Raw genomic sequence first — 20,707 nt, forward strand, 5'->3', positions numbered from 1 at the left:
TCAGCTCCCCGCCGTCGCCAGGCCCACCTGCACGGCGGTCACCTTGTACTCCGGGCAGTTGGTGGCCCAGTCGGAGTTCTCGGTGGTCACGACGTTCGCGCCGGTCACCGGATGGTGGAAGGTCGTGTAGACGACCCCGGTCGGCATCCGGTCGGAGATCTCGGCGCGCAGGGTGGTCTCACCGACCCGGCTGGCCAGGGTGACCAGGTCACCGTTCTTGATGCCGCGGTCCTCCGCGTCATGCGGGTGCAGTTCGAGGATGTCCTCGGGGTGCCAGGCGACATTGCCGGTACGACGGGTCTGCGCGCCGACGTTGTACTGGCTCAGGATGCGGCCGGTCGTCAGGACCAGCGGGAAGCGCCTGGTGCTGCGTTCGCTGGTCGGCACGTACGACGTGACCACGAACCTGCCCTTGCCGCGCACGAATTCGTCCACGTGCATGATGGGCGTGCCCTCCGGTGCCTCCTCGTTGCAGGGCCACTGCACGCTGCCGAGCTTGTCGAGCAGTTCGAAGGAGACGCCGGTGAACGTCGGGGTCACGGCGGCGATCTCGTCCATGATCTGGCCCGGGTGGTCGTAGGCCATCGGGTAGCCCATGGCGGTGGCGATCTCGCTCACGATCTGCCACTCGTGCTTGCCGGTCTTGGGCTTCATCACCGCGCGGACGCGGTTGATGCGGCGTTCGGCGTTGGTGAAGGTGCCGTCCTTCTCCAGGAAGGAGGCGCCCGGCAGGAAGACGTGCGCGTACCTGGCGGTCTCGTTGAGGAACAGGTCCTGGACGACGACCAGTTCCATGGCTTCGAGCGCGGCGGTGACGTGCTTGAGGTTGGGGTCGGACTGGGCGATGTCCTCGCCGTGCACGAACAGGCCCCGGAAGGAGCCGTCGATGGCCGCGTCGAACATGTTGGGGATGCGAAGTCCCGGCTCGGCGAGGAGAGTTCCACCCCAGAGGTTCTCGAAGACGGTGCGCACCGCGTCGTCCGAGACGTGACGGTAGCCGGGGAGTTCGTGCGGGAAGGAGCCCATGTCGCAGGAGCCCTGGACGTTGTTCTGGCCACGCAGCGGGTTCACGCCGACGCCGTCACGGCCGATGTTGCCGCACGCCATCGCGAGGTTGGCCATCCCCATGACCATGGTCGAGCCCTGACTGTGCTCGGTGACACCGAGGCCGTAGTAGATGGCGCCGTTGGGCGCGGACGCGTACAGCCGTGCGGCGGCGCGGAGTTCGGCGGCGGGTACGCCGGTGATGTCCTCGACCGCCTCCGGGCTGTTCTCGGGACGGGCGACGAACTCCGCCCAGTCGTCGTAGCCTTCGCAGCGCGCGGTCACGAAGTCCCGGTCGACCAGGTCCTCGGTGACGACGACATGGGCCATGGCGTTGACCACGGCCACGTTGGTGCTGGGCCGCAGCTGGAGGTGGTGTGCGGCCTCGATGTGCGGCGAGCGGACCAGGTCGATGCGGCGCGGGTCGACGACGATGAGCTGGGCGCCCTCGCGCAGCCGGCGCTTCATCCGGGAGGCGAACACCGGGTGCCCGTCGGTGGGGTTGGCGCCGATGACCATGATGACGTCGGCCTCGGCGACCGAGCGGAAGTCCTGGGTGCCCGCGGACTCCCCGAAGGTCTGCTTGAGGCCGTAACCCGTCGGGGAGTGGCAGACGCGGGCGCAGGTGTCGACGTTGTTGTTGCCGAAGGCCGCGCGGACCATCTTCTGGACGACGTACACCTCCTCGTTGGTGCAGCGCGAGGAGGTGATGGCGCCGACCGCGCCCGAGCCGTGCCGGTCCTGGATCTCCCGCATCCGGCGGGCGACCGTGCCGATCGCCTCGTCCCACTCGACCTCGCGCCACGGGTCGGTGATGCGGTCGCGAACCATTGGCTTGAGGACGCGGTCGGGGTGGGTGGCGTAGCCGAAGGCAAAGCGGCCCTTCACACAGGAGTGGCCCTCGTTGGCGCCGCCGTCCTTGTACGGGACCATGCGCACGAGTTCGTCGCCGCGCAGCTCGGCCTTGAAGGAGCAGCCGACGCCGCAGTAGGCGCAGGTGGTGACAACGGACCTGGTGGGCATGCCGAGTTCGACGACCGAGCGCTCCTGGAGCGTGGACGTGGGGCAGGCCTGGACGCAGGCGCCGCAGGAGACGCACTCGGAGTCCATGAAGGACTCCCCCGCGCCCGGCGAGACCTTGGAGTCGAATCCGCGGCCCTCGATGGTGAGCGCGAACGTGCCCTGGACCTCGCCGCAGGCGCGGACGCAGCGCGAGCAGGCGATGCACTTGGACGGGTCGAAGTCGAAGTAGGGGTTGGAGGTGTCCTTCTCGGCGTCGAGGTGGTTCGCGCCCTCGTAGCCGTAGCGGACCTGCCGCAGACCCACCACGCCTGCCATGTCCTGGAGTTCGCAGTCGCCGTTTGCGGGGCAGGTCAGGCAGTCGAGGGGGTGGTCGGAGATGTAGAGCTCCATGACGCCCTGGCGGAGCTTCTCCACCTTCGGTGTCTGGGTGCTCACCTTCATGCCGTCCGAGCAGGGGGTGGTGCAGGAGGCCGGGGTGCCGCGGCGGCCGTCGATCTCGACCACGCACAGACGGCAGGAGCCGAAGGCCTCCAGGCTGTCGGTGGCGCACAGCTTGGGTATGTCGACGCCGGCCTCCGCCGCGGCGCGCATCACCGAGGTGCCCTCGGGCACGGTCACCGGTAGGCCGTCGATCTCGACGGAGACCGTGGCCGGGCCCGGTCGCTCCGGTGTTCCGAAGTCGGGTTCCTTGAGGAGCGTCATACCGTGCCCTCCGTCCTCGTGTTCACGGGGTGGATGTCCAGGAGCGTGCGCCCGCCCAGGAAGTCGTCGGGGAAGTGGGTGAGGGCGCTGCGCACGGGCATCGGGGTGAGCCCGCCCATCGCGCACAGCGAGCCGTCGGTCATCAGGTCGCAGAGGTCTTCGAGCAGGGCGAGGTTCTCGTCGCGGTGCGTACCGGCGACGATCTTGTCGATCACCTCGACACCGCGTACGGCCCCGACCCGGCAGGGCGTGCACTTGCCGCAGGACTCCTCCGCGCAGAACTCCATCGCGAAGCGGGCCTGCGCCGCCATGTCCACGGTGTCGTCGAAGACGACGACCCCGCCGTGCCCGAGCATGGCGCCGGCCTCGGCGAACGCCTCGTAGTCCATGGGCAGGTCGAACTGCGACTCGGGCAGATACGCGCCGAGCGGCCCGCCGACCTGGACGGTCCGCACGGGGCGCCCGGTGCGGGTGCCGCCGCCGTAGTCCTCGATCAGCTCGCGCAGGGTGATGCCGAACGCCGTCTCGACGATGCCGCCGCGGGCGATGTTGCCGCCGAGCTGGAAGACCTGGGTGCCGCGGGAGCGGCCGACGCCGAGGTCCTGGTAAGCCCTCGGGCCGTCGGCGAGGACGACCGGGACGGTGGTGAGCGTCAGGACGTTGTTCACCACGGTCGGTTTGCCGAACAGGCCCTCGATCGCCGGGATCGGCGGCTTCGCGCGCACCATGCCGCGCTTGCCCTCCAGGCTCTCCAGCATGGAGGTCTCCTCGCCGCAGATGTACGCGCCGGCGCCGACGCGGACGTGCAGGTCGAAGTCGAGCGGCGAGCCCAGGATGCCCTGCCCCAACCAGCCCTGTTCGCGGGCGAGTTCGATGGCCTCGCGCATCGTGGCGACGGCGTCCGGGTACTCCGAGCGGATGTAGACGTAGCCCTCGCTCGCGCCGACCGCGTGCGCCGCGATGGTCATGCCCTCGATGAGCAGGAACGGGTCGCTCTCCATGACCATCCGGTCGGCGAAGGTCCCGCTGTCGCCCTCGTCCGCGTTGCAGCACACGAACTTCAGCTCGTCGGCGCAGTCCAGCACCGTCTTCCACTTGATGCCGGCCGGGAATCCGGCGCCGCCTCGGCCTCGCAGCCCCGACTCGGTGACGGCGGCGACGACATCCGCGGGGGCCATGGCGAGGGCGGCGCGGAGTCCCTTGAGGCCGCCGTGCTCCACGTAGTCCTGCGGGGAGAGCGGGTCGGTGACGCCGACTCTGGCGAAGGTGACCCTCGTCTGCCGTGCCAGCCAAGGGAGTTCGTCGACGAGGCCGAGCCGCAGCGGGTGCCGCGCGCCGTCGAGCAGGCCGGCCGCGAGGAGGCCGTCGACGTCCTCGGGGGCCACGGGGCCGTAGCCGACGCGGCCCTGTGGGGTGACCACCTCGATCATCGGCTCCAGCCACAGCATGCCGCGCGATCCGTTGCGTACGACGTCGATCGCGAAGTCCCCACGAGTGGCGGCGCGTTGGAGAGCGGCGGCCACCTCGTCCGCGCCGACGGAGCGGGCCGCCGAGTCGCGGGGAACGTAGACCGTCGCGGCGACGTGGGATGCGCTGTTGCCCGCGGGGGAAGCGTTGTTGGCGGCGGGGGAAGCGCTGTCGGTGGAGTGGGAAGCGCTGTCGGTGGCGCGGGAAGCACTGTCGGTGGAGTGGGAAGCGTTGTTCATGATCAGACCGTCCCGTCGAGGATCGAGCCCAGGCGGGCCGGGCCCACTCGTCCGTACAGCCGTCCGTTCGCCTCCACGGACGGTCCCAGCGCGCAGTTGCCCAGACAGAAGACCTGCTCGACGGTGACCGAGCCGTCGGCCGCGGTCTCCCCCAGGGGGAGTCCGGCTTCGCGCGCGTAGCTCACCAGGCGGTCGGCGCCCAGGGCTTGGCAGGCCTCGGCGCGGCAGATGCGCACCGTGATGCGGCCCGCCGGTTCGCGGCGGAAGTCGTGGTAGAAGGTCACCACTCCGTGGACGTCCGCCCGGGAGAGGTTCAGTTCGTCGGCCAGCACCGGGATCGCCTCCTGCGGCACATGGCCCAACTCGGCCTGTACGGCGTGCAGTACGGGGAGCAGCGCGCCACGGTGTCCCCGGTGGTCGGCCACCGCCTTCCGGACCACGCTCTCGACCGTCACGTCACTCCCGCTGGTCGTCATGATCGCTTCGCCTTCCGTGACACGGGTCCCCGGCGAGGGTTGCAGGAGACTGAGACAATACCCCATACAGGCTTCTGTATACAGACGACAGTCGCGGTGAACCGTCTGCTGCAGGCCTGGCGGACCTCCAATCCACAGGTCACGCCATGTTGCATACCAAAACCTGTATCCTGAAGCCGCTGTCGGCCCTCCCCGGCGGCCGATCCTCTCGGCGGCAGAACAGGACAACCATGCGCGAGGCACTCACAGCCGCTGCGACCCGGCGCGTCGCCCGCCCGGCGCCCCTGCGCCAGGCCGTGTACGACGCCCTGACCGAGCTGATCGTCAACGGCTCCCTCAAGCCCGGCCAGCATCTGGTCGAGGCCGAACTCGCCGAGCACCTCGGGGTCAGCCGCCAGCCGGTGCGCGAGGCCCTCCAGCGGCTCCAGACCGCCGGCTGGGTCGACCTGCGTCCCGCGCAGGGCGCCTTCGTGCACTCCCCCACCGAGGAGGAGGCCGCCCAACTCCTCGGCGTCCGCGCGGTCCTGGAGACCTACTCGGCGCAGCTCGCCGCACAGAACGCCAAGCCCGAGGACGTCGAGCGCCTCTGGGAGTTCCACCAGGAGGGCGTCGACGCCCTCGCCGAGGGTGACGTCGAGCGGCTGGTCGCCGCCAACACGGCCCTGCATTCCTTCATCACCTCCGTGGCCGCCAACGACGTACTGGCGGAAATGCTCGGGCAGGTGGGCCAGAAGGTGCGCTGGTACTACACCCCCATCGCCAAGCCCCGCGGCAAGGAGGCCTGGAACGAGCACGCCCAGCTCATCAAGGCCCTCGCCAAGGGAGACGCGGACCGGGCTGGCGAGGTGATGCGCAAGCACGCCGAGCGCACGGCCGACTTCTACCGCAGGCAGTCCGCCGCCAAGTCCGGGCGGGACTGACACAACTCACCGCTTCCCTCGGGAAGTTCAGGACGGCGCCAAGGAGGCGGCCGGTCGGGGGGTCGTGACGCCGACGACCTGCGGAGCCTGAACGCCGGCGCTCCCGGCGGCCCGTAGCTCGCGCAGCCACGGCAGGACCGTACGCCTCAGGATGTCGAGCCCGGCGCCGTCCGCGCCGAGCATCGCGTCGGCGGGGACGAGGACCGGGTCGGCGAACACCGTCGACGTCCCGCTCCCGCACGGACCCGCACCGCCCGGCCGGGCCGGCACGAACAGGTCCGGGGCGTGCGCCGGAACCCCCCACAGCGTGAGCCCGTCGAGCCTGTCCCGCGCGGCGAGCGGCCGGGAGGACCACACATAGCTGTCGGCCTCCCCTGCCGCCACCACCCGGTACTTACGGGCCCGCAGCGCGACGACATCACCGGAGCGGACGGCAGTGGAGTGCGGCGCGAGAAGGCCGCCCTCCCCGAACGCATCCGTCTCCCCGAACGCATCCGTCTCCCCGAGCGCATCCGTCTCCGCGAGCGCTCCCGTCTTCACGAGCGCATCCGCCTCCCCGAGCACATCCGTCTCCCCGAACGCTTCGGTCTCCGTGAGGGCGAGACTGCTCAGATGACGGCCCGCCGCGATCTCCGCGCGCACCCAGGAGCCGCCGTACGCCTCGATGACGGCGACCGCCGCGTAGTGGGACTGGAGGACGGCCGCCGTGGCCGGGCAGACGCGTGCCGTACGGGCCACCACGTCCGCGGCCTCCGGCAACCCCTCTCCCCCGCCGCCGTACGCGGTGGAGACGGTGAGCCCCAGCAGTCCGGCGCGGCCGAGGGCCGTCACCGCACCGCGGGGGAACCTGCCCCGCACACCGGTCAGTTCGGCGGCGGGGGCGATGACACTGGTCAGGATTTCGGAGAGAGCGGTGCGGTAGGACACGGGGCGACCCCCTTGGGTGGCCAGTGGGTGATCGTGACGATTGTATACAGTATTCTGGATGCGTGAGCGGGTCAACGGGCCGAGGCGGCCTGACCGTCGATCTCCCGTAGCAATCCCGTCCGCACGTCGAAGACGAAGCCGCGCACGTCGTCCGTGTGCCGCAGGAACGGCGAGGTCCGCACCCGTTGCATGGACTGGCGTACGTCCTGGTCGACGTCCCGGAAGGACTCCACGGCCCAGGCCGGGCGCTGGCCGACCTCCATCTCCAGCTCGGTGCGGAAGTCCTCGGTGATCGCCTCCAGACCGCAGCCGGTGTGGTGGATCAGCACGATGCTGCGGGTGCCCAGCTTGTGCTGGCTGATGGTGAGGGACCGGATCACGTCGTCGGTGACCACACCGCCCGCGTTGCGGATGGTGTGACAGTCACCGAGCTCCAGGCCCAGCGCGGCATGCAGGTCGAGACGGGCGTCCATGCACGCCACGACGGCCACGCCCAGGACGGGGCGGGCGTCCATGCCGGGATCGGTGAACCCGTCGGCGTAGTCCCGGTTCGACTTCACGAGCCGGTCGGTGACCGCCATCAGATCACTCCCTGCGACTTGAGCAGCGGCAACTCGTCCCGGGTCAGGCCTAGTTCACGGACGTAGACGTCTTCGTTGTGTTGGCCGAGGAGGGGGGAGGGGGTGATGCGGGTGGGTGAGTCGGAGAGTTTGAGGGGGTTGCCCACGGTGGTGTAGGCGCCGCGTTCGGGATGCTCGACGGTGACGATCATGTCGTTCGCGGCGAGTGAGGCGTCCTCGATGATCTCCCTGGTGGACAGGATCGGCCCGCACGGAATGTTGTGGCCGTTCAGCTCCTCCAGCACCTGCCACTTCGGCAGCGTGCTCGTCCATTCCTCGATCAGCTGGAACATCTTCGCCAGCTTCGGCAGCCGCGCCTGCGGCGTCGCCCACTCAGGATCATCCGCCAGCTCCGGCCGGCCGATCAGCTCGGCGATCGGCTTCCAGCCGACCGGCTGGACGATGACATACACGTAGTCGTTGGGCCCGCCCGGCGCACACCTGACCGCCCACCCCGGCTGACCCCCACCCGAGGCGTTCCCGGAACGCGGCACCTCGTCACCGAAGTCCTCATTCGGATACTCCGCCAGCGGACCGTGCGCCAGACGCTGCTGATCGCGCAGCTTGACCCGGCACAGGTTCAGCACCGCATGCTGCATCGCCACATTCACCCGCTGACCCCGCCCGGTGCGCTCCCGCTGCAACAACGCGGCCAAAATCCCCGCGACCGCGTGGATGCCGGTCCCGGAATCCCCGATCTGCGCCCCCGTCGCCATCGGCGGCCCGTCCGCATCACCGGTCGTCGCCATCGACCCGCCCATCGCCTGCGCCACCACCTCATACGCCTTGAAGTCCACATACGGACCGGCCCCGAAGCCCTTGATCGACGCGTACACGATCCGCGGATTGATGCTCTTGATCCGGTCCCACGTGAACCCCATCCGGTCCACCGCCCCCGGCCCGAAGTTCTCCACCAGCACATCCGACCCACGGATCAGCTCGGTCAGGATCTCCCTGCCCCGCTCGGTCTTCGCGTTCAGCGTGATGCTGCGCTTGTTGCAGTTGAGCATCGTGAAATACAGGGAGTCCACATCCGGCAGATCCCGCAACTGGCCCCGGGTGACGTCCCCGCCCGGCGCCTCCACCTTCACCACGTCCGCTCCCAGCCACGCCAGCAGCTGCGTCGCCGACGGACCCGACTGCACATGCGTCATGTCCAGGACCCGGACGCCCTCAAGAGCCATCGTCATGCTCGCCACCCATCCCTCTTCGTTTTGCATATTGCATACCGGCAGAGTGTTGTGTGTGCCGCTGGCGGGGGGGGCCCGGGGGGGGGGGGCGCCCGCCGCCGCCGGCATTCGGCGACAGCGGGTCATCCGGGGCGTGTACGGGGTGGGGCGCGCCCCCCCCCCGCTTCTGTTTGCCTTTGGCCAGCGGGGGGGGGGGGGGGGGGGGGGGGGGGGGGGGGGGCCGGGGGGGGGGCCCCCCCCCGCCGCGTCGGCCTTACGGCATCAGCTGGTACTCCGGGAAGTTTCCGGGCAGGCGCTCGTCCGCCGGGCCCTGGGTCACCGCGCGCACCAGCAGCTCACCGCCGACGAACGCGCCGCGCCAGGACGCGCCGAAGCCGCCGAACAGCTCGTCGCGGTCGCCACGGGAGCGTGGCTTGCCGTGGCCGATCTTGAAGGCGCGGATCTGGGGTGCGAGCCGGTCGAAGGTCGACTGGTCGTCCGTGGACAGGGTGGCGACCAGGGCGCCGTTGGAGGCGTTCATGGCGGCCAGCAGCTCGGCCTCCGTGTCGACCAGGACGATGGTGTCGACCGGGCCGAAGGGTTCCGCGTGGTGCAGCGGGGAGGACGGGGGCGGGTTGAGGAGGGTGACGGGCTGGACGTACGCCGAGGTGTCCTGGCCGGGCAGGAAGCGGGCGTCGGCATGCGAGCCGCGGTGCAGCGGGACGGCGCCGCGGCTGATGGCCTCGGCGATCTGGTCGTGCAGCTCCTTGGCCTTGGCCGCGTTGATGACCGGGCCGAAGTCCAGGGCCGGGTACGGGTCGTCGGCGTGGGCGACCGCCAGCGGGTGCCCGACGCTGAGCGAGCGCACGGCCGGGAGGTACGCGGCGAGGAACGCGTCGAACAGCTCGCGCTGGACGACGAAGCGCGGGTATGCCGTGCAGCGCTGCTTGCCGTAGTCGAAGAGCTTCGGGATGACGGCTGTCAGCGTGTCCCAGTCCGAGTAGTTCCAGATGCCCCAGGTGTTGAGTCCCTCCTGTTCGAGGATGTGCCGCTTGCCGAGGTCGGCGACGGCCGTGGCGACTGCGGCGCCCGTGTCCCGGCCGCCGACGAAGGAGACGCAGCCGATCTCGGGCGCCTTGACCAGTGCCTCCGACAGCTCACCGCCGCTGCCGCTGACGAGGGTGACGGGGATGCCCTCGCGGGCGGCGAGGGCGCAGGCCAGGGTGAGGCAGGCGACGCCGCCGTCGGTCGGGGTCTTGGCGATGACCGCGTTGCCCGCCAGTGCTTGGACCAGCAATGCGTGAACGAGCACGCTCATCGGGTAGTTCCAGCTCGCGATGTTGGACACCGGGCCGTCCAGGGGTGCCCGGCCCGCGACCATCGGCTCGATGCCGTCGACGTACCAGCGCACCCCGTCGATGGCCCGGTCGACGTCTGCTTGGGCGAGCCGCCAGGGCTTGCCGATCTCCCAGACGAGGAGGAGCGCGAGCAGTTCGCGGTGCTGGGTGAGGGCGTCGAGGGTGGCCGCGACGCGGACGCGGCGCTCGACAAGCGGGACGTGCCGCCAGGCGCGGTGCTGGTCCAGGGAGGCGCGGACGGCTTGGTGGGCGGCGTCGCGGTCGAGGCGGGGCGGGCCGGCGATGGGGCTGCCGTCAACCGGGCTGGTGCCGGGCAGGGCCCGGCCGTCCGCCTGCCAGCCGGCGTTCCAGAGGTTGAGGACGCGGTCGTCGCGGAACGCCTCGGGGGCGACGGCGAGGCAGCGCTGCCAGGCGTCGTCCCAGGTCGTGCCGGACTTCACCACGAGGGGGGTGGAGTTGAGGGTGGGTGTCATGCGGTGTCTCCGCTCTCGGTGCACAGTCGGGGGCGGGGGGGTGATGCCTGCCGGATCGCGTGGGAACGCGTGTCCGCGCGGCCGACGGCCGCTGGTGCGGGGAGATTGCGGTGGCGCCGGATGTGCGCCCCGCGGTTACTCCGTTGTTCCCGGCAGGGTCTCCGTGTCAACCACTGAGTGGTGCCAGGTTCCAGCGTGGGTGGTGTCAGGCGCCGGTTTCCAGCCGGGCGAGCACAAGGCGGGCCGTCTCGGTCGGGGTGTTTCCGACCTTGACACCGACCGCCTCCAGGGCCTCCTTCTTCGCCTGCGCGGTGCCGGAGGAGCCGGACACGATGGCGCCCGCGTGGCCCATGGTCTTGCCTTCGGGCGCGGTGAAGCCGGCGATGTAGCCGACGACCGGCTTGGTGACGTGGTCGCGGATGTAGGCCGCGGCCCGTTCCTCGGCGTCTCCGCCGATCTCCCCGATGAGTACGACGAGTTCGGTGTCGGGGTCGTCCTGGAAGGCGGCCAGGCAGTCGATGTGGGTGGTGCCGACGACGGGGTCGCCGCCGATGCCGACACAGGTCGTGAAGCCGATGTCGCGCAGCTCGTACATGAGTTGGTAGGTGAGCGTGCCCGACTTGGACACCAGGCCGACGCGGCCGGACCTGGTGATGTCCGCGGGGATGATGCCCGCGTTGGACTGGCCCGGAGTGATCAGACCAGGGCAGTTGGGACCGATGATCCGGGTCCCCTTCTCCTTCGCATACGAGATGAAGGCGACGGAGTCGTGGACGGGGATGCCCTCGGTGATGACGACGGCCAGCCCGATGCCGGCGTCGGCGGCCTCGGTGACGGCCGACTTGGCGAAGGCGGGCGGCACGAAGACGACGGTGACGTCGGCCCCGGTCGCGCGCATGCCCTCGGCGACCGACCCGAAGACAGGGACGGCCCGCTCGTCGAAGTCGACGGTCCGCCCGGCCTTGCGCGGGTTGACACCGCCGACGATGTTCGTGCCGGCGGCGAGCATGCGCCGGGTGTGCTTCATGCCCTCGCCGCCCGTCATGCCCTGGACGAGGACCTTGGACTCCTTGGTGAGAAAGACGGCCATGTCCCGCTCCTTCAACTGGTGTTGGCGAGTTGGGCGGCGCGGCGGGCGGCACCGTCCATGGTGGTGGCCTGCTGGACGAGAGGGTGGGCGCGGCCGTCGAGGATCGCACGGCCACGGGCGGCGTTGTTGCCGTCGAGGCGCACCACGAGCGGCTTGGTCAACTCGACCGCGTCGAGGGCCTGCACGATGCCGTCGGCCACCGTGTCGCAGGCGGTGATCCCGCCGAAGACGTTGACGAACACCGACTTCACGGCGGGGTCGGAGAGGATGACGGACAGCCCGTCGGCCATGATGCGGGCCGAGGCACCGCCCCCGATGTCGAGGAAGTTGGCGGGCCGGGCACCGCAGCCGGCGACCACGTCGAGCGTCGACATGACCAGGCCCGCGCCGTTGCCGATGATGCCGACCTCGCCGTCCAGCTTGACGTAGTTGAGGCCCTTCGCGGCGGCGGCAGCCTCCAGCGGATCGTCGTGCGCGATGCTCTCGTCGCCCCAACGGGCCTGCCGGAAGCGTGCGTTGTCGTCGAGCGTGACCTTGCCGTCGAGGGCGAGGATCTGTCCCTGCCGGGTGCGCACGAGCGGGTTGACCTCGACGAGGAGGGCGTCCTCGCGGACCAGAACCTGCCACAGCCGTACGAGAACGTCGACGGTCCGGTCCGGCAGCCCGGCCGCGTCGGCGATCTCCTGCGCCTTCGCCGAAGTCACGCCCTCCACAGGGTCGATGTGGATGCGCGCTACCGCCTCCGGCCGGTCGGCGGCCACCTCCTCGATGTCCATGCCGCCCTCGGCGGAGGCGATGGCGAGGAATCGCCCGACGGCGCGGTCGAGGACGTACGAGACGTAGAACTCCGCCTCGATGTCGACGGGTTGGGCCAGCATGACCTTGCCGACCGTGTGCCCCTTGATGTCCATGCCGAGGATCTGACGGGCCGTCTGCTCCGCCGCGGGCGGATCGGCGGCGAGCCGCACTCCTCCCGCCTTGCCCCGGCCCCCCGTCCTCACCTGCGCTTTGACGACCACGCGGCCACCGAGTCCGCGGGCGATCTCGCGGGCCTCCTGCGGCGAGTCGGTGACCTCCGCCCGCGGCACCGCAATGCCGTGCTCTTGGAAGAGTCCCCGCGCCTGATGCTCGTACAGGTCCATGATTCGGCTCCCGTCTTAAAAGTGGTGCACGACCCCTGGACATCACCCATCGGATGCGGGATAACAATCTTCATACAGTATTCGTCGACTGTATGCAATGTGCCAAGCGAGGTGACCGTGACAGCGAAGGCTCTTGAAGGCGTCCGCGTCCTGGACATGACGCACGTGCAGTCAGGCCCGTCGGCGACGCAGTTGCTGGCGTGGCTGGGAGCGGACGTGGTCAAGCTCGAAGCACCGGGCGGCGACATCACCCGCCGGCAACTTCGCGACCTCCCGGATGTCGACTCCCTCTACTTCACCATGCTCAACTGCAACAAGCGCAGCATCACGCTCAACACCAAGACCGAGCGCGGCAAGGAGATCCTGACCGAGCTGATCCGGCGCTCCGATGTGCTGGTGGAGAACTTCGGGCCGGGGGCGGTGGACCGGATGGGGTTCACGTGGGACCGGATCAAGAGCATCAATCCGCGGATCGTGTACGCGTCGATCAAGGGCTTCGGGGAGGGGCCGTACACCGGGTTCAAGGCGTATGAGGTGGTGGCGCAGGCGATGGGCGGGTCGATGGCGACGACCGGTGATGCGGACGGGCCGCCGATGGCGACGGGGGCGCAGATCGGGGACTCCGGGACCGGCATCCACGCGGTCGCGGGGATTTTGGCCGCGTTGTTGCAGCGGGAGCGTACCGGGCGGGGTCAGCGGGTGAATGTGGCGATGCAGCATGCGGTGCTGAACCTGTGCCGGGTCAAGCTGCGGGATCAGCAGCGCCTGGCGCACGGACCGCTGCCGGAGTATCCGAATGAGGACTTCGGTGACGAGGTGCCGCGCTCCGGGAACGCCTCCGGTGGGGGTCAGCCGGGGTGGGCGGTCAGGTGTGCGCCGGGCGGGCCCAACGACTACGTGTATGTCATCGTCCAGCCGGTCGGCTGGAAGCCGATCGCCGAGCTGATCGGCCGGCCGGAGCTGGCCGATGATCCTGAGTGGGCGACGCCGCAGGCGCGGCTGCCGAAGCTGGCGAAGATGTTCCAGCTGATCGAGGAATGGACGAGCACGCTGCCGAAGTGGCAGGTGCTGGAGGAGCTGAACGGCCACAACATTCCGTGCGGGCCGATCCTGTCCACCAGGGAGATCATCGAGGACGCCTCACTCGCCGCGAACGACATGATCGTCACCGTCGAGCATCCCGAACGCGGCGCCTACACCACCGTGGGCAACCCCCTCAAACTCTCCGACTCACCCACCCGCATCACCCCCTCCCCCCTCCTCGGCCAACACAACGAGGAGATCTACATAGGTGAACTCGGCCTGGGTGACGAGGAATTGCGTCTGCTGAAGACGGGCGGGGTGATCTGACGTGACGTGAGTGAGCGAGGGGCCGACCGACGGTGCGCGTCGGCGAGGCCCCGGGACCCGTGTGCGCACGAAAGGCATTTGGACAGGGGGCGCTGGCCAGATCTTTCGACGCAAGGAGTCTTGACCAAGATGACAACCATCGACTATTCGGCGTCCGTCCCGTATCGGGAGGTGACGGACCGCAACGGCCGCGTGTACCGCATCGGGGAGACCGATGTGGACATCATGGGCCGCAAGCGCAGGTGGATGGTCATCCTGCCGTGGGTGGGCATGATGGGCATCAGCTCCGCCGAGTACGCGTTCACGTCGGCGGAGGACACCCTCCACGACGCGCATCTGTGGAGCAGCGGCCACATCTTCTGGCTGATGGGCGTCTGGGTGTTCTTCCAGGCTGCCGTGGCCTTCCCCGCCGGCCAGCTGCGCGAGAGCGGCAGACTCCCGGCCCGTACGGCGATGATGCTCGGCGCGGTCGGCACGATGCTCGGCTATCTGTCGCTGGCGTTCGCGCCGAACGTGCTCGTGGCCTACTTCGGCTTCGGCATGTGCAGCGGTATCGGCGCCGGTCTCGTCTACGCGACCTGCGTGAACATGGTCGGCAAGTGGTATCCGGAGCGCAAGGGCGGCAAGACAGGCTTCGTCAACGGCGGTTTCGCGTACGGCTCGGTGCCCTTCGTGTTCCTGTTCACCTCGTACATGGACCTGAGCAACTACCAGACCGTGCTCGCCAGCGTGGGCGTCGGACTGTGCCTGGTCGTGGCGTCGGCCGGCTGGTTCTTCAAGGACCCGCCGAAGAACTGGTGGCCCGCGCACGTCGACCCGCTGAAGGTCACCGACGACCCGAAGATCCGCCGGGCGCTGGAGAAGAACCCGCCGTCCCCCAAGCAGTACACCCCGAAGGAGGCCTCTCGTCAGCCCGTTCTGTGGATGATGTGGTTCTGCCTGCTGTGCACGGCCGGCATCAACATCTTCGGTATCGCCTTCCAGGTGCCGTTCGGCAAGGACATGGGCTTCGCGGGCGGGATCGTGGCCACCGCCATGTCGCTGAAGGCGATCGTCAACGGCACCGGCCGTGGCGTCATCGGCTGGATCTCCGACCGGTACGGGCGCCGCAACACGTTGATCATCGTGTGTCTGGTGCTGGGCACCGCCCAGTTCGGTGTGCTGGTCTCGGGCCAGATGGGCAGCATGCCGTTCTTCCTGTTCTGCTCCATGGTCTCCGGCTTCGGCGGCGGCGCGATCTTCCCGCTGTTCGCGGCCATGACGGCGGACTACTTCGGTGAGAACAACAACGCGTCCAACTACGGCATGGTCTACAGCTCGAAGCTCATCTCCGGTCTCGTGGGCTCCGGAATGGGTGCGGTGGTCGTCGACGCATGGGACTACGAGGGCGCGTTCGTCCTGGCCGGCTCCATCGGCCTGTGCTCCGCCGTGCTCGCCGTGTTCCTGAAGGCGCCCGGCACGCCGAGGACCAGCCGCGGTATCGCCCCCAACCCCCAGCCGCTCGGCGAGGAAATGGCCTGACACGCGTCCTCTGAAACGAATGGCCTGACACGGAGGAATTGCCCAGCAATGACGGCGGACCCCATCGCATCGAACGACTCGACCACCTCCCCCGACGCCGCACACCGTCCCTACCGAGAAGTGACCGACGCGCACGGACGGGTTTTCCGCGTCGGTGAGACCGACCGGGACATCCTCGGTCACTCCCGCAAGCTCATGGTGTATCTGCCGTGGATCGCCATGATGGCCATCAGTGTCTTCGAGTACGCGTACGGCTCGGCGGAGGACACCCTGTCCCACGCCCACGGCTGGACGCAGAGCAACACCTTCTGGATCCTCAGCGTCTGGATCTTCTTCCAGGCCGGCGTCGCCTTCCCGGCGGGCTGGCTGCGCGAGAAGGGCCTGCTGACGGCTCGCAAGGCCATGTACGCCGGTTCAGGGCTGTGTCTGGTCGGGTTCCTCGCCCTGTCGCACCTGAGCAACGTCTGGCTGGCGATCCTGGGCTTCGGCGTCGTCGGGGGCATCGGCGCCGGGCTCGTCTACGCGACCTGCATCAACATGGTCGGCAAGTGGTTCCCCGAACGCCGGGGAGCGAGGACGGGGTTCGTCAACGGCGGCTTCGCGTACGGGTCGCTGCCGTTCATCTTCATCTTCAACTACGGCTTCGACACCGCGAACTACCACCGGGTCCTGGACCTGATCGGCTGCTACATCATGATCGTGGTCTTCGGGAGCGCCTTCTTCTTCAAGGACCCGCCGAAGAACTGGTGGCCCGCGGACATCGACCCGCTGACCTACGCGGGCAACGGGAAGAACGCCACGAGTCTTGCCAAGAACCCTCCGGCGGCACGGCAGTACGCGCCCAAGGAGGCCATCAGGACCGGCATGCTCCCGCTGATGTGGGTCCTCATCGTGATGACCGCGGGAGTGTCGATCTTCGGCATCTCCTTCCAGGTCGACTACGCGAAGGAGGTGGGCTTCGGCCCGCTGGTGGCGGCGTCCTCGATGGGTGTCATGGCGGTCATCAACGGCATCGGCCGCGGTGTCGTGGGCTGGCTGTCCGACAAGTGGGGCCGCAAGCAGGCCCTGGTGTTCGTGATCGTCGTGCTGGGCCTGGCCCAGTTCGGCGTGATCTGGGCCGGCGACATCAGGAGCGAGTCGCTGTTCCTGTTCTTCGCGTTCCTCTCCGGCTTCGGCGGCGGCGCCTTCTATCCGCTCTTCGCGGCGCTGACGCCGGACTACTTCGGGGAGAACTTCAACGCCACCAACTACGGTCTGGTGTACAGCGGCAAGCTGATCAGCGGCCTGTTCGGCGGCGGCCTCGGCTCCATGGTCGTCGCGGCCTGGGGGTACGACGGGGCGTACGCCCTGGCCGGCGCCGTGTCCATGGTGGCGGCGGTGCTCGCCCTGCTGCTGCGGCAGCCGGGCCGGACGCCGGTGCCACAGCCGACACCCGTGGCATAGCGGCAGCGGCACGCGCGCGTGAGGAGGCCCTCCCCGGATCGGACATCGGGGAGGGCCTCCTCATGCACCGCCGTCGTCCCTCAGCACTTCTCGCGCAGGGAGTGCAGATAGGCGCTGGAGCGGCGGGCGAAGGTGAACGACTCGGTGGGCTGGTCGTGTTCGGCCTGCCAGTGGTGGGCCAGGCGCTCGCCGCGCAGCCGGGTCACGGCGGAGATGAAACGCTGGTAGTCGATGTCGCCGTCGCCGACGTCGGTCATGCGGTAGCCGTAGGTGTCGGCCGGATCGCTGACACCGTCCTTGACGTGGAACAGCGGGTAGCGGTGCGGCTGCTTGAGGACGTAGTCCAGCGGCTCGAAGGGGGCGGGGCTGCCGTCGGGGCGCTTGGAGAAGCGGAACTGGCCCGAGTAGGCCCAGAAGATGTCCATCTCCAGGAACACCAGGTCCGGATCGGTCTCGGCGAGCAGCACGTCGTAGAGACGGACCTTGGGGTTGTCGGTGGCGAAGGAGAACTCCTCGGAGTGGTTGTGCTGGTAGAACTTCATGCCGCGCGCCCTGGCCGCCGCGCCGTAGGTGTTGAACTCCTCCGCCGCCCGCTTCCAGGCGTCCACGGTCGAGCCGTAGCGGAACGGGCCGGAGGCGGTGCCTATGTGCTTCAGGCCGAGGGCCTGGGCGTCGTCGAGGACCTTGGTGAGGTTCTGGGCGAAGGTGTAGGCGTTCGGGTCGTCGGAGTAATAGCCGACGTGGCTGCCGATCGGGTTCAGGCCGTGGTCCCTGGCCAGCCGCCTGAGCTGGGCGAGGGTGATGGGACCGGCCGAGCCCTGGGTGTATCCGGCGAACTCGACCTCGTCGTAGCCGTACTTCTCGAGTTCGGCGAAGACGGGGGCGAAGCCGAGGGTGGAGACCTTGTCGCGGAGGCTGTAGAGCTGGATGCCCAGCCGGCCGGGCGGCAGGACGGGACGGCCACGGCCGGCGGCCCCGAGTTCGGCTGCGGCTGCGGTCGCCGGGGTCGCGGCGGCGCCGAGCAGTGCGGCGGCTGTGGCGCCCGCGGCCACACCGAGCATGCCTCGTCTGCTGAGGCGGTGGCCGAGCTCGGGGTCGGGCTGGGACATGCGGCTCATGTCTGGGTCTCCTCGGGGTCGGAGGGCGTTGTCAGTGGCGGGTGCTTCACTGGTGACCAGTCAGGAAAGTCCGGCCAGTCGCAGCAGGAGTGACTTCACGTCGGTGGCCGCGACGCGGTCGTCGACGGCTCGGGGGGTGGAGCAGATGAGGAGCGGACCTTCGTCGTCGCTCGCCGGAAGGCGGCCGTGGCTGCCGCGAATAGGCGAGGGGTCCAGGGGCACGACCGCCATGCGGTAGCGCAGGCCGAGTTTCTTGCGGGCCAGTGCCCCGGCCGCCTTGACCTTGACGTACGGGTCGAGGGGATCCATGAAGAGTTCGACCGGGTCGTAGCCGGGTTTGCGGTGGATCTCGACGAGTCGCGCGAAGTCGGGCGCGTGGTCGTCGTCGAGCCAGTAGTAGTACGTGAACCAGGCGTCCGGCTCCGCGACGGCGACGAGCTCGCCCGCGCGCGGATGGTCGAGGTGATGGGTCTTCTTGCCCTCGTCGTCGAGGAGCTGCTCGATGCCGGGGAGGTCCGCGAGGGCGGCCCGGGTCGCCTCCAGGTCCTCGGCTCGTCGTACGTAGACATGGGCGATCTGATGGTCGGCGACCGCGAAGGCGCGGGAGGCCATCGGGTCCAGGTACTCCATGCCGTCCTGGGTGTGCACCTCCAGCAGTCCGGCGCGGCGCAGGGCGCGGTTGATGTCGACGGGCCGGTCCGCGCGTGTGATCCCGTACTCGGACAGCGCGACGACGGTACGGCCCTGCGCGCGGGCGTCGTCCAGGAGCGGGGCCATGGCACGGTCCAGGTCGGCGGCCGCCTTCAGGGAGCGTGGGTCGTCCGGGCCGAAGCGCTGCAGGTCGTAGTCGAGGTGCGGGAGGTAGCAGAGGGTCAGGTCCGGGTCGCGGGTGGCCATGATGTGGCGGGTCGCGTCGATGATCCACTGGCTGGAGACCAGGTCGGCGCCGGGTCCCCAGAAGTGGAAGAGCGGGAAGGTGCCGAGTTTCTCGGTGAGTTCGTCGTGCAGGGCCGGGGGCCGGGTGTAGCAGTCGGGTTCCTTGCGGCCGTCGGAGTAGTAGATCGGCCGGGGGGTGACGGTGAAGTCGGTGTCGGCGCCCATGGCGTACCACCAGCAGATGTTGGCGACGGTGTAGCCGGGGTGGGCGCGGCGGGCGGCGTCCCAGAGCTTGTCGCCGGTGACCAGCCCGTTGTGCTGACGCCACAGGAGTACGTCGCCGAGGTCGCGGAAGTACCAGCCGTTGCCGACGATGCCGTGCTCGGCGGGGTGGGTGCCGGTGAGGAACGTGGACTGGGCGGCGCAGGTGACGGCGGGCAGGACCGTGCCGAGGGCGGCGTGGGAGCCCGCCTGGGCGAGCCGTTTGAGGTGGGGCATGTGGTCGAGGAGGCGAGGGGTGAGGCCTACGACGTCCAGGACGAGGAGGGGGGTGGGAGCCGGGTCGGTCCGCTCGGTGCTCCGGGTGCTCATGGCAGCTCCTTCAGGCCGAGGCCGGTCAACAGGTCGCGGGCGAGGGTGAGTTCGGCGGCGATGCCGTCGGCGAGCTGGGTGCGGGCGCGGGGGCGCAGCTCGGGCGGGAGTGCCTGCCAGGTGTAGGTCTCGACCTCCAGGTGGCGGGTGAGCGGGTGCGGGCCGCCCACCAGCCGGGTCAGCGTGTCCTTCAGGACGGGGAGGGTGGAGGTGAGGGGCGCGGCGGGGGCCGCGTGCAGCGGGACGTGGAAGTGGGCACGCCAGGGTGCGCCGTCGGGGAGCGCCTCACCGGCGAGGGCTTCGCCGAGGTCGTCGGTGCCGCGCAGGCCGGCGGCGGTGGCGGTGCGGGTCTGGTGCAGGAAGCGGGGTTCGTCGAAGGCGGCGAGGGCGGCGCGGACCTCGGGGAGATGGGGGTGCTCGGCGTGCAGGGCGGCCGACAGCTGGGACTTGACGATGGTGACGCCGGCCGTGGTGAGGGCGTCGACGGCGGTGTGCGGGTCCTCGAAGGAGGTGGCGAGGTGACAGGTGTCCACGCAGATGCCGATGCGGGGGTGGGCGATCGCGGTGAGCGGGGCGAGGGCGTCCCGGGTGGTCTCGACCACGCAGCCGGGTTCGGGTTCGAGGCCGACGCGGAGGGAGCGGCCGGTCAGCTCCTGGAGGGCGTCGAGGCGTTCGGCGAGGGTGCGCAGGGCCTTCTCGGTGCGGCCGGCGTCGTGGGCGGTGCGCCAGGCGAGCGGCAGGGTGGAGATGCTGCCCTCGGTGACGTCGTCGGGGAGGAGTCCAGCGAGGACCCGGGCGAGGGCGGTGGTGTGCTCCAGGCGTTCGGGGTCGGCCCAGTCCGGTTTGTAGACGCGGTACTTGACCTCCCCGGCGCCGAACCCTTCGTACGGGAAGCCGTTGAGGGTGACGACCTCCAGGCCGCGCCGGTCGAGTTGGGCGCGCAGGGTGCGCAGGGCGGCCGGGTCGGAGTCGAGGGTGCGGGCGGCGTCCGCGGCCAGCCACAGCCCGATGCCGAGCCGGTCGCGGCCGAGGCGGCGGCGGACGGGTTCGCAGTGGTCGCGGAGCTGGGTGAGGACGCCGTCGAGGGTCTCGGCGGGGTGGACGTTGGTGCAGTAGGTGAGATGGACGGTGGAGCCGTCGGGGTGGCGGAAGCGCATG

The 20,707-nt window shown here is 69.8% G+C and carries 16 protein-coding genes; 4 read left to right on the forward strand and 12 right to left on the reverse strand.

The genetic code is table 11. The features are described from left to right. From fdhF to ACFUO4_RS07240, 3 genes are read right to left on the reverse strand one after another with little or no spacing between them, the layout of a single operon-like run. The gene (fdhF, locus tag ACFUO4_RS07230; RefSeq protein WP_383480676.1) at positions 1–2,769 is read right to left on the reverse strand and encodes a formate dehydrogenase subunit alpha; all 2,769 of its coding nucleotides are present in this window, start codon (positions 2,767–2,769) and stop codon (positions 1–3) included. After that, entirely contained in the window at positions 2,766–4,475 is a 1,710-nt protein-coding gene (locus ACFUO4_RS07235) for a formate dehydrogenase beta subunit (RefSeq protein ID WP_383480679.1), read from the reverse strand. Before ACFUO4_RS07235 ends, fdhF begins: the two co-directional genes overlap by 4 nt. A 2-nt stretch (positions 4,476–4,477) precedes the next feature. Next, positions 4,478–4,951: an NAD(P)H-dependent oxidoreductase subunit E gene (locus tag ACFUO4_RS07240; protein ID WP_383480682.1), complete on the reverse strand. Its 474-nt coding sequence runs from the start codon at positions 4,949–4,951 to the stop codon at positions 4,478–4,480. A 230-nt stretch (positions 4,952–5,181) separates the two neighbouring features. On the opposite strand from ACFUO4_RS07240, the gene ACFUO4_RS07245 reads away from it, so the two are divergent. Beyond that, a complete protein-coding gene (locus tag ACFUO4_RS07245) occupies positions 5,182–5,871 on the forward strand; it encodes a GntR family transcriptional regulator (RefSeq protein WP_383480685.1) in 690 nt (229 codons plus the stop codon). A gap of 27 nt (positions 5,872–5,898) precedes the next feature. Here the strand turns inward: ACFUO4_RS07245 and ACFUO4_RS07250 are convergent, their stop codons facing one another. From ACFUO4_RS07250 to sucC, 6 genes are all read right to left on the reverse strand, one after another. Further along, on the reverse strand, positions 5,899–6,798 hold the full coding sequence (locus ACFUO4_RS07250; RefSeq protein WP_383480688.1) for an acyl-CoA dehydrogenase family protein: 900 nt from the start codon (positions 6,796–6,798) through the stop codon (positions 5,899–5,901). Between the two features lie 71 nt (positions 6,799–6,869). After that, the gene (locus ACFUO4_RS07255; protein WP_383480691.1) at positions 6,870–7,379 is read right to left on the reverse strand and encodes a beta-class carbonic anhydrase; all 510 of its coding nucleotides are present in this window, start codon (positions 7,377–7,379) and stop codon (positions 6,870–6,872) included. Then, the gene (gene frc, locus ACFUO4_RS07260) at positions 7,379–8,608 is read right to left on the reverse strand and encodes a formyl-CoA transferase (RefSeq protein WP_383480694.1); all 1,230 of its coding nucleotides are present in this window, start codon (positions 8,606–8,608) and stop codon (positions 7,379–7,381) included. The genes ACFUO4_RS07255 and frc (ACFUO4_RS07260) overlap by 1 nt, the downstream gene beginning before the upstream one ends. A gap of 253 nt (positions 8,609–8,861) precedes the next feature. Next, on the reverse strand, positions 8,862–10,418 hold the full coding sequence (locus tag ACFUO4_RS07265; protein ID WP_383480697.1) for an aldehyde dehydrogenase family protein: 1,557 nt from the start codon (positions 10,416–10,418) through the stop codon (positions 8,862–8,864). Between the two features lie 205 nt (positions 10,419–10,623). Then, positions 10,624–11,508, reverse strand: coding sequence for a succinate--CoA ligase subunit alpha (sucD, locus tag ACFUO4_RS07270; RefSeq protein WP_383480700.1), 885 nt, complete (start codon positions 11,506–11,508; stop codon positions 10,624–10,626). Positions 11,509–11,519: 11 nt separating this feature from the next. Continuing rightward, entirely contained in the window at positions 11,520–12,650 is a 1,131-nt protein-coding gene (gene sucC, locus ACFUO4_RS07275) for an ADP-forming succinate--CoA ligase subunit beta (protein ID WP_383480703.1), read from the reverse strand. A gap of 117 nt (positions 12,651–12,767) precedes the next feature. On the opposite strand from sucC, the gene frc (ACFUO4_RS07280) reads away from it, so the two are divergent. From frc (ACFUO4_RS07280) to ACFUO4_RS07290, 3 genes are all read left to right on the forward strand, one after another. After that, entirely contained in the window at positions 12,768–14,000 is a 1,233-nt protein-coding gene (gene frc, locus ACFUO4_RS07280; protein ID WP_383482347.1) for a formyl-CoA transferase, read from the forward strand. 129 nt (positions 14,001–14,129) lie between these two features. Beyond that, the gene (locus ACFUO4_RS07285) at positions 14,130–15,521 is read left to right on the forward strand and encodes an OFA family MFS transporter (RefSeq protein ID WP_079309386.1); all 1,392 of its coding nucleotides are present in this window, start codon (positions 14,130–14,132) and stop codon (positions 15,519–15,521) included. Positions 15,522–15,569: 48 nt separating this feature from the next. After that, entirely contained in the window at positions 15,570–16,964 is a 1,395-nt protein-coding gene (locus ACFUO4_RS07290) for an OFA family MFS transporter (RefSeq protein ID WP_383480706.1), read from the forward strand. Between the two features lie 80 nt (positions 16,965–17,044). Here the strand turns inward: ACFUO4_RS07290 and ACFUO4_RS07295 are convergent, their stop codons facing one another. The 3 genes from ACFUO4_RS07295 to eboE are packed head-to-tail and all read right to left on the reverse strand — an operon-like array spanning position 17,045 to position 20,706. Continuing rightward, entirely contained in the window at positions 17,045–18,082 is a 1,038-nt protein-coding gene (locus ACFUO4_RS07295) for a sugar phosphate isomerase/epimerase family protein (protein WP_383480709.1), read from the reverse strand. 60 nt (positions 18,083–18,142) lie between these two features. Beyond that, the gene (locus ACFUO4_RS07300) at positions 18,143–19,549 is read right to left on the reverse strand and encodes an alkaline phosphatase family protein (protein WP_383480712.1); all 1,407 of its coding nucleotides are present in this window, start codon (positions 19,547–19,549) and stop codon (positions 18,143–18,145) included. After that, on the reverse strand, positions 19,546–20,706 hold the full coding sequence (gene eboE / locus ACFUO4_RS07305) for a metabolite traffic protein EboE (protein ID WP_383480715.1): 1,161 nt from the start codon (positions 20,704–20,706) through the stop codon (positions 19,546–19,548). The genes ACFUO4_RS07300 and eboE overlap by 4 nt, the downstream gene beginning before the upstream one ends. Between the last annotated feature and the right edge of the window lies 1 nt (position 20,707).

Origin of the sequence: Streptomyces sp. NPDC057280 (assembly GCF_042668605.1) — a bacterium.
In the GTDB taxonomy this organism is placed as follows: Bacteria; Actinomycetota; Actinomycetes; order Streptomycetales; family Streptomycetaceae; genus Streptomyces.